At 51.6% G+C, this 14,611-nt stretch carries 13 protein-coding genes and 1 pseudogene; 12 read left to right on the top strand and 2 right to left on the bottom strand.

The window, feature by feature from the left end; genetic code table 11:
• From QW71_RS16380 to spo0A, 10 genes and pseudogenes are all read left to right on the top strand, one after another.
• A partial coding sequence (locus QW71_RS16380) for an exodeoxyribonuclease VII large subunit (RefSeq protein ID WP_039300437.1) occupies window positions 1-455 on the top strand: 455 nt, incomplete at its 5' end.
• Window positions 427-684: an exodeoxyribonuclease VII small subunit gene (gene xseB, locus QW71_RS16375; protein WP_039300434.1), complete on the top strand. Its 258-nt coding sequence runs from the start codon at window positions 427-429 to the stop codon at window positions 682-684. The genes QW71_RS16380 and xseB, both read left to right, overlap by 29 nt.
• A complete protein-coding gene (locus QW71_RS16370; RefSeq protein WP_047013805.1) occupies window positions 671-1,618 on the top strand; it encodes a polyprenyl synthetase family protein in 948 nt (315 codons plus the stop codon). Before xseB ends, QW71_RS16370 begins: the two co-directional genes overlap by 14 nt.
• A 94-nt stretch (window positions 1,619-1,712) precedes the next feature.
• Window positions 1,713-3,626: a 1-deoxy-D-xylulose-5-phosphate synthase gene (gene dxs, locus QW71_RS16365; protein ID WP_039300431.1), complete on the top strand. Its 1,914-nt coding sequence runs from the start codon at window positions 1,713-1,715 to the stop codon at window positions 3,624-3,626.
• A 41-nt stretch (window positions 3,627-3,667) separates the two neighbouring features.
• Window positions 3,668-4,567, top strand: coding sequence for a TlyA family RNA methyltransferase (locus QW71_RS16360; protein ID WP_039300428.1), 900 nt, complete (start codon window positions 3,668-3,670; stop codon window positions 4,565-4,567).
• A 220-nt stretch (window positions 4,568-4,787) separates the two neighbouring features.
• Window positions 4,788-5,258, top strand: a complete 471-nt coding sequence (locus QW71_RS16355; RefSeq protein WP_052421957.1) for a hypothetical protein — start codon at window positions 4,788-4,790, stop codon at window positions 5,256-5,258.
• Between the two features lie 28 nt (window positions 5,259-5,286).
• On the top strand, window positions 5,287-5,736 hold the full coding sequence (gene ahrC, locus QW71_RS16350) for a transcriptional regulator AhrC/ArgR (protein WP_039300423.1): 450 nt from the start codon (window positions 5,287-5,289) through the stop codon (window positions 5,734-5,736).
• Window positions 5,737-5,792: 56 nt separating this feature from the next.
• Window positions 5,793-7,542, top strand: a pseudogene (gene recN, locus QW71_RS37130) (DNA repair protein RecN).
• A gap of 114 nt (window positions 7,543-7,656) precedes the next feature.
• On the top strand, window positions 7,657-8,790 hold the full coding sequence (gene spoIVB, locus QW71_RS16340) for a SpoIVB peptidase (RefSeq protein WP_039300420.1): 1,134 nt from the start codon (window positions 7,657-7,659) through the stop codon (window positions 8,788-8,790).
• A 171-nt stretch (window positions 8,791-8,961) separates the two neighbouring features.
• Complete coding sequence (gene spo0A, locus QW71_RS16335; RefSeq protein ID WP_039300417.1) at window positions 8,962-9,780, top strand: sporulation transcription factor Spo0A; 819 nt, start codon at window positions 8,962-8,964, stop codon at window positions 9,778-9,780.
• Window positions 9,781-10,174: 394 nt separating this feature from the next.
• Here the strand turns inward: spo0A and QW71_RS16330 are convergent, their stop codons facing one another.
• The gene (locus tag QW71_RS16330) at window positions 10,175-10,546 is read right to left on the bottom strand and encodes a hypothetical protein (protein WP_039300414.1); all 372 of its coding nucleotides are present in this window, start codon (window positions 10,544-10,546) and stop codon (window positions 10,175-10,177) included.
• Between the two features lie 268 nt (window positions 10,547-10,814).
• On the opposite strand from QW71_RS16330, the gene QW71_RS16325 reads away from it, so the two are divergent.
• Together QW71_RS16325 and QW71_RS16320 are read left to right on the top strand one after the other, a co-directional pair.
• Window positions 10,815-11,474: a helix-turn-helix domain-containing protein gene (locus QW71_RS16325; protein WP_039300411.1), complete on the top strand. Its 660-nt coding sequence runs from the start codon at window positions 10,815-10,817 to the stop codon at window positions 11,472-11,474.
• Window positions 11,475-11,593: 119 nt separating this feature from the next.
• Window positions 11,594-11,902, top strand: coding sequence for a hypothetical protein (locus QW71_RS16320; RefSeq protein ID WP_039300408.1), 309 nt, complete (start codon window positions 11,594-11,596; stop codon window positions 11,900-11,902).
• Between the two features lie 109 nt (window positions 11,903-12,011).
• Here the strand turns inward: QW71_RS16320 and QW71_RS16315 are convergent, their stop codons facing one another.
• Entirely contained in the window at window positions 12,012-14,579 is a 2,568-nt protein-coding gene (locus QW71_RS16315) for a bifunctional 2',3'-cyclic-nucleotide 2'-phosphodiesterase/3'-nucleotidase (RefSeq protein WP_373604773.1), read from the bottom strand.
• Window positions 14,580-14,611 lie beyond the last annotated feature (32 nt).

Here is a 14,611-nt window from a genome sequence, read left to right as displayed (position 1 = left end):
AGCTGGCCCAGCACGCGCAGCGGCTGGACATGCTGCGCGCGGCCCTGGTCCGCGCAGCCGAGGCAAGGCACAGCCGCGCGCAGGGGCGCAGCGCGCTGCTGCATCAGAGCCTGCAGCGCTTCCATCCGCGGGACAGCATCAGCGCTGCCCGCCGGCGCACGGATAGCCTTACCCGTGAGCTGACGGGGGCCATGCAGGCGCGCCTCCAGGATAAGCGCGCGCGCTATGTGGCTGAGCTGCGGCATCTGGATGCGCTCAGCCCGCTCAAGGTTATGTCACGGGGCTACAGCCTCGTGTACGACGAGAACGAAGAGCATTTAATCAAATCGCTGAAGGAAGTTGAAGTAGGCGATAAGGTGAACATAAAGCTTAATGACGGACAGCTAAACTGCCAGGTATGGGGAATGAAGGAGGATGTTGAAACGAATGGCGAAGGAAGCGGAACTGGATTTTGAGGGAGCCATGGAGCGCCTGGAGGGAATCGTACGCGAGCTTGAGCATGGCGACGTTCCCCTGGAGAAGGCGATTGATTTATTCCAGCAGGGAATGAAGCTGTCGCAGCTCTGCGGCAGTAAGCTGGAGCAGGTAGAGCGCAAGATCGAGATGATTACGGTAGAGGATGGCGAGCTGCGCAAGAAGCCATTCGGAGCCCGGCTGGAAGGCGATGGCGATGAGTCGTTCTGAGCTGGAACCGGGCAGCAGTGAAGCGGAAGCACACGGGCGCGCACCGCTTGAACAGTATATTGCAGAGGTGGGCCACTGGGTCGCCGATGCACTGACGGCAACCCTGCCTGCGCAGTGGACTGTGCCTCAGGTGCTCAAGGAGGCGATGGACTATTCGCTGCAGGCCGGAGGCAAACGCCTGCGCCCGCTGCTGGTCATCGCCGCCTGTGAAGCGCTTGGCGGCAGCCGGGAGGCTGCGCTGCCCGTAGCGGCGGCGATTGAAATGGTGCATACCTATTCATTGATTCATGATGATCTGCCGGCCATGGATAATGACGACTACCGGCGCGGCAAGCTCACGAACCACAAGGTCTTCGGGGAAGCTGCGGCGATCCTGGCCGGGGATGCACTGCTGACGCATGCATTCTATAGCGTGGTACAAGCTTCGCGTAAATTTGGCGTTCCGGCAGAGAATGTGCTGTCCATCGTTGAGGATCTGGCCGAAATGGCCGGTCCGCGCGGAATGGTCGGCGGGCAGGTTGCCGATATGGAAGGCGAGCAGGGCTTAACCGATCTGCATCAACTTCAGTATATCCATCTTCATAAGACAGGCGATCTGATGATCTTCTCGCTGCTGGCGGGAGGCAGGATCGCCGGTGCGGATGAGCGTCAGCTGGAGGCGCTTCGCCAGTTCGGTACGCAGATTGGTCTGGCTTTTCAGATTCAGGATGATATCCTTGATCTGGTCGGCGATGAGAGCAAGCTGGGCAAAAAAACCGGCAGTGATATCAAGCAGCAAAAGGTGACCTATCCCTACTTCATCGGCCTGGAAGCCTCGCGTGAAGAGGTGAAGCGGCTAACCGCTGAAGCGCACAGCGCGGTCCTTGAGGGCGGATTTCAGGATCATACCCGGCTGCTTGAAATTGCAGATTATTTGATGTCACGCGATCATTAGGTACATTTCGGAAACGGCTGTGTTTCGACAGCCGTTTCGTTTGTGTTATAATGGGGTTTATATTTTACAACATCTAGGAAAGCGGGGAATACTCGTGCTGCTTCCACAAATAAATGATCCTCAGCAACTTAAATCTTTGTCAGTCGAGGAGCTGGCAGCCCTTGCGGAAGAAATCCGCCGGTTTTTAATAGACAAACTTACAGTAACCGGAGGGCATCTCGGATCCAACCTGGGGGTAGTGGAGCTCACGCTGGCCCTGCATTACTGCTATGACAGTCCCCGGGACAAGATGATATATGACGTCGGTCATCAGGCGTATGTACACAAGATACTGACTGGCCGCCAGGACCGGTTTGATACACTGCGCAAGCAGGGCGGCTTATGCGGGTTTGTGAAGCGTTCGGAGAGCGAGCATGATGTCTGGGAAGCCGGACACAGCAGTACCTCTTTGTCTGCCGCAATGGGTATGGCTATGGCCCGGGATTTGAAGGGCGAGGACAATAGGGTCATCGCTGTGATCGGCGACGGTGCGCTTACCGGGGGGATGGCCTTTGAGGCGCTGAACCATATTGGACATGAACGCCGCAAGCTGATGGTTATCCTCAATGACAATGAGATGTCTATCGCACCGAATGTTGGAGCCATGCATAATTATTTAAGCAAAATCCGCTCGGACCGCCATTATCTGCGTGCGAAGGATGAAGTGGAAGGCCTGCTCAAGAAAATCCCGGCGATTGGCGGGCGGCTGGCCAAGACGGCGCAGAATGTGAAGGACGGCCTGAAGAACATGCTGGTTCCCGGTGTTCTGTTCGAAGAGCTCGGATTTACGTATCTGGGACCCGTGGATGGTCATGATCTGGAGAAAATGATCGACACCTTCCATCAGGCAGATAATGTGTCTGGTCCTGTGCTGGTACATGTGCTGACGACGAAGGGCAAAGGCTACAAGCCGGCCGAAACGGACTTCTATAAATCACATGCGATCTCACCCTACAAAATTGAATCCGGGCAGTCCCTTAAGGCTGTGAAGGCTGTCAGCCACCCGATGTATACCGAAGTATTCGGGGAGACGCTGATTGAGCTGGGCCGTCAGGATTCAAGACTGATTGCGGTCACACCGGCAATGCCGGGCGGCTCGGGCCTGTTCCCGTTCGCCAAGGAATTCCCGGACCGGATGATCGATGTCGGTATCGCTGAGCAGCATGCGGCCACGCTGTGCGCCGCTCTGGCCATGGAGGGGATGAAACCGGTCTATGCCGTCTACTCCACTTTTATGCAGCGTGCCTATGACCAGATTGTCCATGATATCTGCAGACATAACGCCAATGTAATGTTTGCCATCGACCGCGCCGGTTTTGTCGGTGCAGATGGGGAGACCCATCAAGGGGTATATGATATAGCGTTCATGCGGCACATCCCGAATATAGTGCTTATGATGCCTAAGGATGAGAATGAGCTGCGCCACATGATGAAGACGGCACTGGAATACAATGACGGACCTATCGCTTACCGTTATCCGCGGATTGAGGGCACCGGGGCTGCTGTAGATACCGAACTGCGTTGTCTGCCTATTGGCTCCTGGGAGCGTCTGCGTCCCGGGGATGATTACGCAGTGCTGGCCTGCGGCCCGATGGTTCAGCTAGCCGAGGAGGCAGCTGAGCTGCTGAAGCGTGAAGGCATTCAGGTTAGCGTGGTGAACGCCCGGTTCCTGAAGCCGCTGGATAATACCATGCTGCTTGAACTGGCTCATGCCGGAACCAGCATGGTTGTGCTTGAAGAAGCCAGCCAGGCAGGCAGCCTTGGCAGCGCAGTGCTCGAATTCTATGCGGAACATGAGATTTATGATGCACGTGTCCATTTGATGGGCGTGCCGGATATCTTCGTTGAGCATGGTTCGATCAAGGAGCAGCGCCAGGAAACCGGCCTCACCGTTGAAGCCTTATGTGCGCGGATCAAGGCGATGAAGGCGTTGAGCACTTATACTTACAAGTCGACTTCCAATTCCTGAGTACAGGGTGGAAGCCGGACCCAAGTGACCAGGAGATGAACATGGAACACCCTAAAGAACGTATAGATGTACTGTTAGTAGAGCAAGGCTTCTACGACAGCCGTGAGAAGGCCAAGGCAGCAATAATGGCAGGTCTTGTGCTGGCGAATGAAGAACGGATTGAGAAGCCGGGTATGAAGGTGCTGCGCAGCTCTGTCCTAAGAGTCAAAGGAGCTGTGCATCCCTACGTCAGCCGGGGCGGCCTGAAGCTGGAGAAGGCACTGCGGCAGTTCGGCATTGACCTGAACGGGAGGAATATGCTGGATATCGGCTCCTCTACAGGAGGCTTCACCGATTGTGCGCTCCAGAACGGAGCAGCACATGTGTATGCTATTGATGTCGGCCATAACCAGCTGGACTGGAGCCTGCGCAACGACGAGCGGGTAACCGTAATGGAGCAGACCAACTTCCGCTACATGACCCCGCCAGACCTGAAGGGGCCGGTACCTGACTTTGCCAGTATTGATGTGTCCTTTATCTCACTGAAGATTATTCTGCCGCCGCTGATGGCGCTCCTGAACCGCCCGGCCGATATCGCTGCGCTGATCAAGCCGCAGTTCGAGGCCGGTCGGGAAAAGGTGGGGAAATCCGGCGTAGTCCGCGAATCCGCCGTTCACAAAGAGGTGCTTGTTAATGTGCTGTCTATGGCGGCCGGGCTGGGCTATAAGCTGGAAGGGCTGACCTTCTCTCCAATTACCGGAGGGGAAGGTAATATTGAATTCCTGGCTCACTGGAAGCTGCTGCCTGAAATAGTGGACAACTCTCCGGATGAACAGCACGAACAGCAGCTTTTCCCGGCTGAAGCACAGCCGAATCCTTTCGCCGCGCTTGCCGAATCCGTAATCAAGGAAGCGAATGCAACCTTTAGCGCTACGAACAATGGAAACTCATCTAAACGATGAGTTTCTTTTGCTGCAAAAATAAAGAATGAAATGATCTGCCGTTTTCTGCCTGCAATATACATGCTTCAAGCGGTGTTATACGTTATAATTAATGAACTTAAGCAGGCAACGCTTCATCTGCAGACAGCTTCAACTTTTTACTGCCGGATCAGGCTCTGTTGTTCCCCTCAAGCAGGATTTCGCCTGCCTTCACGCGAATAGATTCACCGAGGTGATGGGAGTGGCGAGCTCTGACAAGGCCGTTGTGGCACTCATTGGACTGGCGGCGGCAATCTTTATCGTTTACCGGATCTACATTTGGCTCCAAGGTTCCCCAAGATCGTTCATGAAGGACCGGGTGCCGATCAATACCATTATTCAGCCTCATCCGTCCATCGGATTATTAGAGGATGCCGGTTACGAGGTTATTGGCGGCAAGCTGAAGATTCCTTTGTCCTTTCAAGTGAACGGGGCACCGATGTACAGCAGGCTGTTCATTGATTATGTGGCCAGCAAAGATGAGGAGCATTTCTATCTGGTTATTCTGTCCCGGCCGCGCAAAGGGCTTGAGTTCACCGGCAGCGGACTCCGCGACACCTTGCTTCCTTATCTGCTGATCTATCCGGATTGCAGCGGAGTGCTGTACGTAGATACGGTGAATTCAGCAATTCATGTGATTAAGTTAGGCAAAGACGATGGTGAATCCAATTGAGATTAACTTATTAATACGGGAGGCAACAATGAAGGGACACAGGCACATCAAAATAAGAGAAATTATTACGCAGAGGGAGATCGAGACCCAGGATGATCTGGTGGAGGCTCTGCGTGAATCCGGATTTCAGGTTACCCAGGCCACAGTATCCCGTGATATCAAGGAACTGCTGCTGATTAAGGTGCCGATGGATGACGGGCGCTACAAATACTCCCTGCCGACTGACCAGCGCTATAATCCGACCCAGAAGCTTAAGCGGGTGCTGGTGGATAATTTTGTGCAAATCGATTTCTCCGCCAACCTTGTAGTTATGAAATGTCTTCCGGGAACAGCCAATTCTGTGGCTGCACTGATTGATAATATTGACTGGCCGCAAATTATGGGTACCATCTCGGGCGATGACACCATTCTGATTATCTGCCGCCAGCCTGAGGACAGCAAAGGCGTTATTGCACAGATTATGGGCTACATCTCGTAACTTCATCACACTTTTACACTTAAATAATCGATCATCTTTTCGGAGGTGCTGTATTCGTGTTAGACACGTTATCAATCCGCAATCTGGCCGTCGTTGAGGCGGTGGATGTGCATTTTTATCCCGGCTTTCATGTACTTACAGGGGAGACGGGGGCAGGGAAATCGATTATTATCGATGCGCTTGCACTCATTGCCGGGGGCCGCGGTTCTGCGGACTCTATCCGGTATGGGTGTGAAAAGGCAGAAATGGAAGCGCTTTTCAGCTTGCCCGGAACCCACCCGGTCTGGGATACGCTGGAACGGCTTGGTATTGGAGCAGAACGTGAAGAGCATCTGGTGATCCGCCGGGAGATTACCTCTCAAGGCAAAAGCACTTCGCGGGTGAACGGCCAGATGGTCAATCTCAGCATGCTGCGGGAAATCGGTGAACAGCTGGTTAACATCCACGGGCAGCATGAGCATCAGAACCTGCTGAAGGCAGAACGTCATCTGGGGCTGCTGGATACTTACGGCGAAGCTGTGATTGGTCCGCTCAAAGCTGACTACCAGGAGAAATATACGGCCTTCGCAAAAGTGGAAAAAGAACTCCGGGAACTTCAGGAATCCAGTCAAAAAGCGTATCAAATGCTTGATTTGTACCGTTTCCAGCTGGAGGAAATTTCTGCTGCAGGATTAAAACCGGGAGAAGATGAATTACTTAACGAAGAAAGGGTCAAACTATCCCACAGTGAGAAAATGATGGATTCAGTATCCGGCGCATACGAGCTGCTGTATGACAGGCAAGGGCTGGAATCCATCGGGAGTGTCATCTCCAAGCTGGAGGATGCGATCCGTTATGACGAGAAGGGCCTGAGAACTGTATTCGAGCAGCTGCAGTCGTCGTATTATCAGCTGGAGGATGCGGCCTTCCAATTGCGTGACTACCGTGAAGAGATCGAATTCAATCCGGCGCGGCTGGAGGAAATTGAGAACCGTCTGGATCTGATCACAGGGCTACGGCGCAAATACGGGGACAGTGTTGAGCAGATTCTGGCGTATTATGAGCAGATTCACCGGGAGACCGATCTTCTGGAGAATAAGGACGAGTACATTGAGAAATTGACAGCCAAACGCGATGGCCTGCTCGGCACTTTAATGAAAGCCGCCGGAGCGCTCAGCGCGGCACGACGCCAGTGTGCCACGGATCTCGCTTCGCAAGTGGAAGGTGAGCTGAAGGATCTGCAGATGGAGCGGACTTCGCTTCAGGTCAAAATGGATACGCTCGAAGACCCGCGCGGTATAGAGTATCAGGACCGGCGTTACCGTCTGACCCGGCAGGGGATCGACAGCGCGGAGTTCATGATCTCCCCGAACCCGGGCGAGCCGCCCCCCGAACCCGGGCGAGCCGCTGCGGCCGCTGGGCAAAATCGCCTCCGGCGGTGAGCTGTCCCGCATCATGCTGGCGATGAAGAGCATTTTTGCCCGGCATGATGCCATTCCTGTCCTGATCTTCGATGAAGTGGATACCGGTGTCAGCGGGCGCGCGGCACAATCCATTGCGGATAAATTATACAAGCTGTCCTCCACCTGTCAGGTGTTCTCCATTACTCACTTGCCGCAGGTGGCCTGTATGGCGGATCATCAATATCTGATTGTCAAAAAAGTCGAAGACGGACGCACGATGACCGAAGTGGACTCCCTCTCGGCGGAGGGCCGGGTGCTGGAGCTGGCCCGTATGCTGGGTGGTGTGGAAATTACCGAAAAAACATTGCATCACGCACAGGAAATGCTCGGTTTGGCCGAGGCCAGCAAAGCTGCTGCTGGGTAAGCGGGACAATGATTGACAGTAATAAAAGCCTGGGGGCAAGGTTATCTTATAGGTACGCAATTGGCGACCACCTTTTTCGTCAAGCGAAAGAAGCAAAAGGGAGCGTGACAGCCATTGAAGCCGAACCTCAGGAAGTTAATGCCCGGCCTTTTATTTGCCTTCTTTCTCAGCTTATCAGGCATAACGGGACCTCAACAGAGCTTTGCAGCACCGCTGGAACATCAGCCGCATAAAGCGGTTCAGGGGAATGACAATGAGCTTAGAGTCATCCCGGGAGGTCAGACGATTGGCGTGAAAGTGAAGTCAGCAGGGGTTCTGGTCGTGGGCCATCATCTGATTGAAGTATCGGAGCAGTCCAAGATTTCACCCGGCGAGAACAGCGGACTGATGCCTGGTGATCTGATGATCTCCATTAATGGGGTCAAGCTGGACGAGGTATCCAAGGTAGCAAAGCTTGTGGAACGTGCCGGTAAAAGCAATGATTCCTTAAGTATTGTGTACAAACGCAGCGGCAAAGAGCACAAAGCTCAGCTAAAACCCGCGTATGACCGCAATGACAAGGTATGGAGACTGGGGCTCTACATCCGCGATTCCGCAGCAGGTGTGGGTACCCTGACTTTCTATGCTCCGAAACAAGGCGTATACGGTGCTCTGGGGCATGTCATTACTGACATGAACACCGGTACACCGATTGTTGTCGGCAGCGGCCATATCGTCCAGTCCAGTGTCACCTCCATTTCCAAAAGCCAGGATGGCGATCCTGGGGAAAAACGGGCTCATTTTCTGAAGGAAAGCCAGGTTCTCGGTAATGTGGAGAGCAATACGGATTTCGGAATCTTCGGCAAAATGACCCGTAATCCGGAGCACAGCCTGTACCAGGAACCGATACCCGTTGCAATGAGCTCAGAAGTGAAGGAAGGCCCGGCACAGATTCTTACAGTAGTCGATGGTCAGCAAGTGGAGCGTTTCAATGTGGAGATCATTCATGTGGCCCGCCAGCAGACTCCGGCGACCAAAGGCATGGTGCTGCGCATCACCGATTCCCGTCTGATTGATAAGACCGGCGGGATTGTTCAGGGGATGAGCGGCAGCCCGATTGTCCAGAATGGCCGGCTGATCGGTGCAGTTACCCATGTATTCGTCAATGATCCCAAGTCGGGTTACGGCTGCTTCATCGAATGGATGCTTCGTGACTCCGGTGTGGTGCAACAAGAGAATTTGCTTCCCTACAATCTTAAGGCGGTTTAGCCTTAAGATTTTTTTGTCGAAGGCCAGCGAGAAACATCGAATCGTGAAACAAAATATTTAATTATAAATCAACGCCGAAAAAAAATAAAGAAAAATAATTTTCGACAGAAGGATATTCAATCTTCATGTCGAAAACTTAAGGGAGAGAAGATAATAAGGAGGAAGCAGCCAGTGCAGAATATTGAAGTGTTGTTGGCCGATGATAACAGGGAGTTCACTAACTTGCTTGCCGAGTACATTACCGAACAGGAAGATATGACCGTGACAGGCATTGCCTATAATGGTGAAGAAGTGCTTCAAATGCTGAGCGGAGCACGCAAAATTCCCGATGTCCTTATTCTTGATATCATTATGCCGCATCTGGACGGCCTCGGCGTTCTGGAACGCCTGCGCGATATGGATCTGAACCCGCAGCCGAAGATCATCATGCTGACCGCTTTCGGCCAGGAGAACATCACCCAAAGAGCTGTTCAGCTAGGAGCATCTTATTATATTTTGAAGCCGTTCGATATGGAGGTTCTGGCGAACCGTGTGCGTCAGCTTGTGGGCGCCCAAGGCAGCATGAGCACTTCTGCCAGCATGTCCGGCTATTCGAGTTCCAGATCTTCCAGTAATGTGGTACCTTTGTCCAAAGGAAAGAATCTGGATGCCAATATTACTTCGATCATTCATGAAATCGGCGTACCTGCGCATATTAAAGGTTATCAGTACCTGCGTGAAGCCATCACCATGGTCTACAACAATATCGAGATTCTGGGTGCCATCACCAAGACGCTCTACCCTGCCATAGCCGAGAAATTCAAGACAACGCCTTCACGCGTGGAGCGCGCCATCCGCCATGCGATCGAAGTCGCCTGGACCCGCGGCAACATTGACAGCATCAGCCATCTGTTCGGCTATACGATTAATATCTCCAAATCCAAGCCAACTAACTCGGAATTTATTGCCATGGTAGCCGACAAGCTGCGCATTGAGCATAAGGTGTCTTGAAGGGGTAAGGATCAAGATACGTGAAGGGTTAAGATGTTTGACCGAATTTCAGAGCCAATATCCTATGCTTATAAAATGAAAAAACACTCCTTTTTTGGATGCATTAATTCCAATAAGGAGTGTTTTTGCTGTTCATCAGATTCGCTGTTTCGCAGCTTCCAGGCTACACCCAAATATCCAACGACGCTGAGACTGGGGCCGAACCGGTTACCGGGTCTGACGCTCTTCCTGTACCTGCCGCTTCGGCAGTGAAAGGATTAAATACCATATGGAATCTATATCGGAAATTCTGAGCGTTGAAATAAGCTTTCGGGTTCTTTTCCGTGATTAATCCGCATATAAAAAAAGGTGATTCCAAGCCATTTCTGGTCCGGGATCACCTTTGTCTGTTTTTTTAGTTAATCGACTGGTTAGACAAGCCGTTCAGGTAAGCATCTGCTTCTTCATAGGTCGGGTAGTGAACAGCGAATTTGCCGAACAAGCGCTTCATCTGCATTTTCCATACCGGGGAATCTGCAACGTAGACCCAGCCGCCAACACCTGCGGCAATTGCCAGGTCGCCCGTCGGAGCAAGCAAAGCTGCTACTTCCGGAGACAGTACAGTCGGGGAACCCGTTACATCGGTTACGCCGGTGAATCCCGGTTTCAGTTTCTTCAGAGCACTCTCGAAATCAGCTATGTATGCAGGCACGTCACCTTCGGTGAGGCCATAGGCTCTAACAATCACCTGATTTTTCGCTACATTTACTTCCATGGTGTAAGACATGATAATTCCCCCAGTAGTGATTTTGATTTTACATTAGTCTTTATCGGATAAGAATGCAGTGTATTTGAGAGAATAAGGAAATCAAATCAGGTCAGTTCACAGTTATGGGAATTACATCCATATAGAGTGGAATATTCCTTGAGTTAGCTGCTCTGGAGCACTAATAATGGAGTTTTTAATGATTCTGCCTAAAGAATTTACACAAACAATTGTTATAATGAAACACAAATTGTTATCTTGTGTTATGATATAGGTAGAGGTGGCTCCTATGAACGATTTCGATAACTATCCCGATGAGCTGGGGAATTTCATCCGGCACTTCCGCAAAGCTCGAGGTTTGACCTTACGAGGGCTTGAAGAGAAGAGCGGCATCAGCTATTCACAGCTTAGCAAGATTGAACGGGGAGAGAGTATTCCGCTTAAAGATAACTTGGACAAGATCATTGAGGCGCTCGGAGGGGATCTTAAGAACCGGATGTATCATTTGGCGGACTACATGCCTGACATTGAATACATTAAGACTCTCAAGCAGGGCTACAAGCTGCCGCAGCATAATCAGTCTCAGGATTACATCTATGAAACGGCGTTTAACAAGCTGAAGGAGTTCCGGGCTAAGGAAGACAAAGAAACGTCATATGTTTCGTTTGATTCTGACGAAGTTATCGTTTATGAAACGGAATATGGGGCAGGAATGGTAATAGAGAAGATCGAGAAATATAACCTGACCGACGTCCTGAACGATAAATTCGAGGGAAGTCTGGACAGCCTCCGCAAACAGCCCCGCAAAGGGCGTCAGGCCTATTTGTTCGGAGAATGGCTGCGCGAATGCATCTATGAGCTGAAGGAAGAAGAGCAGGACCAGGTTATCCAGTCATTGAAGGAATTCACCCAGTTCAAAGTTCAGCAGATCAAGGGCGTGTATAAGTGAAGAAGGGCCTGGCTCAGCTTGTTGTCAAAAATGAATAATGTTGCCCTTTCTTGCAGCCATCTATTCATCTTGATCCATAAACAACTACAAATGGTTAGACAGAAAAGGGGATACGAATCATGAGAATCAATATGAAGTTTACCAGCAAAGGTAAAGCTGCAATCGAGAATTTCAATAACGATGAGCTGTTGGAGATCTTTGCAAGATACATCAAAACACTTACTAAGAAATACGATATTGAAGTGGATGTACCTCTTGAAGTGAACCAGAATATCGTAGGCGACGGTACGATCATTGCCCTGGCGCAGAATGTGAAATGCGATGTGGATACGTTCTTCAAAGAGCTGGGCCGTGATATCAAGGTTCCACTGAAGAAGAGACTCGGCGGCAAGCTGGAGAATGTCTTCAAAACAGAATTCATCGAGTAGACCCTTGCGTACCAACATAAAAAAGCCATCCCCGCACTTATGTGGGGGATGGCTTTTTTGCGTCTGTCTATGCTGGTCAGTAAAGCCTTTCAGCGCTCGCAGCTGAGGGTTACTCTACAGAAGCAGACAGCAGGCTGGAGATTACTTTGGCGGCTTCAGCGCGTGTGGCAGTAGCCTTAGGGGCGAAGCTGCCGTCTGTGCGTCCGGCGATAATCTTCTTATCGACGGCGACGGCTACAGCGGAGGTTGCCCAAGCGCTGATGGAAGCCGAATCGCTGAAGCTGACTGCTGTGGAGGCAGTCAATATTTTACCGGCACGGAGATCCAACCCCTGCTTCACCATAACCGCCATCTGTTCACGGGTGATGGACGCATTAGGTGCGAAGGTATTGGCGGTTAGACCGCTTACCAGCTTGTTCTCATGAGCTGCTGCAACGGCACCTGCATACCAGGCGGATGCGGGTACATCTTTGAAGGCTGGAGATACGTTGACTTGCAGCTTCAAGGCTTTGGTCAGCAAGCTGGCGAATTCGGCGCGGGTTACCAGACCGTTCGGATCAAAAGTATCGGCTGTTTTGCCGGAAATGGTCTTATCCGCAGCAAGGCTATTGATGTAACCAGCCGCCCAGTGTGACACGGGAACATCCTTGAATACTGCAACGGCAGGCTGTTCCGTAACCGGATCAGCAGCGGGCAGAGATGGCGTTACGGCCTTGCTCACGTCCAGTGTGAAGACACCAAAGCCCTTCTCATCCACTTGACCTGTATAGGCAATGTTGTCCATAGTTTTGGCATAGGTCTCTGCTTTGGGAGATGAGGTGAAGGTGACCTTCACATTCCCGGAGATTGGAGCAATCGACCAGTTGTTGTCGGCGGACGGATTAATGGTTTTGCTGGCCGTGATATAATCCATCAGGATCTGGCGGTTCTCATCCGGTGAGTCGATGATGTATTTGCTGCCTTTGACACCAGGGAAGTTACCGCCTCCGCTTGCGCGGTAGTTGTTGGTTGCCATGATGAAATCCTGATTCGGATCAATCGCTTTGCCGTTATACTGCAGATTGATAATCCGGCTGGAGGAGGCGTCATTCACGGCACCATCCGGTTTGTACTTGGCTGGTTTGGTAACATCGACCTGATAAGTTACACCATCAATTACGTCGAAGTTATAGACGGCGAAGGAGGAATTAAGCAGCTCCTGCGCTTCTGTTGCGGACGGATCGATCTGATTGAATTTGCCCGCAGACATTTCCAGCCATTCCTTGACCACAGAACCCTTCACGAGAATCGCCTTCAGCGTATTGTCGTACAGGTACAGGTCGCCTGCGCTCTTAATGGCCAGTGGTCCCTGAGCAATATCAGTATATTCTTCCGGGCCGTTACGTCCGGCCTTAAATGGAGCACCGACGGACAGAACCGGGATACCTGCATATTGCGGGAGATTAGCTTTGATGTAATTCTCTACATACTGCTTCTGCGCAGTGGTAACGATCTGTACGGATGGATCATCCTGAACCAGTCCGAAGTAGCTGTAGATCGGTGCGGTCGTTGTGCCAATTGGACTGTTCGCATAGGCAATTGTTGCTTCATGATCGGCCTGCACGGCATCCACAATGGCCTGATCCACATCTACCGTGGATTTTTTGGCAACGGCATCATAGATTGCCTTGGTGGAGGATTGCGATGAAGCGACCTTCCACTTGCCATCTGTTTTTTCCAGAGTCAGATCGATCAGGCCCAGATTACTGCCGCCGTAGCCGGCCTGCACTGCAGGGACACCGTTGATGGTTCCTTTGGCATTGTCGACACCAGGCAATACTTTGCCGGAGGCATCCTTGAAGAGCGCATCCAGCGACTTCTCATCTGCTGCGGGGAATACTTTATGCGTATGAGAGAAGGTGATCGCATCAATACCGGCAACCTTACTCAGCGGGAAAATAGCATCCTCTGCCTTCACGTAAGCTTCGGCACTGCCGTTAAACCCGGAATGGGTCATAGCGATAATCAGATCTGCACCGGCTGCGCGCATCTGTGGAATGAATTTCTCAGCTGTAGCTACGATATCCTTGGTAATGACTTTGCCTTCCAGATTGCTCTTGTCCCATTCGGTAATTTGCGGAGTGACAAGGCCGAGCACACCAATCTTCAGCGTCTGCACATTGCCGGCTTCATCCTTATAGGATTTGGTAATGATCTGATAAGGGCTGTATTTGTTAACATCGTTGTCCGGATTGCTGTCTTTGTCATCGACATATACATTGGCGTTAATATAAGGGAAATTGGCGCCTTTGATCGCCTGATCCAGGTAATCCAGACCATAGTTGAATTCATGATTGCCGAAGGTGGCTACATCGTACCCCATCAGGTTCATTGCTTTGTACACAGGGTGAATCTCGGTGCCCTTAATCGGGTTCACAAGCGCTTTGTATGTGCCCAGAGGTGTACCCTGGATCAGGTCGCCGTTGTCTACCAGCAGCGTATTGCCAATCTCTTGGCGGGCTGCTTTCACTAGATTAGCTGTGCGGGCCAGTCCGACGGTCAGAGACGTAGCACTCTTATAATAGTCATACGGGAGCAGGTTGGTGTGGATATCTGTAGTCTCCATAATGCGCAGCTTCATTGTGGAGTCAGCCGGTGCAGCTGCCGCGAACATTCCACTGAATGGCAATACAGTCATAGAAATTACGAGTGAAGATAGAACAGTTTTGT

It is taken from the genome of Paenibacillus sp. IHB B 3415, from assembly GCF_000802655.2.
GTDB lineage: Bacteria > Bacillota > Bacilli > Paenibacillales > Paenibacillaceae > Paenibacillus_AQ > Paenibacillus_AQ phytohabitans.
The sequence above is the reverse complement of the archived record's forward strand: the minus strand, read 5'-3'. Positions and strand labels throughout refer to the sequence as shown.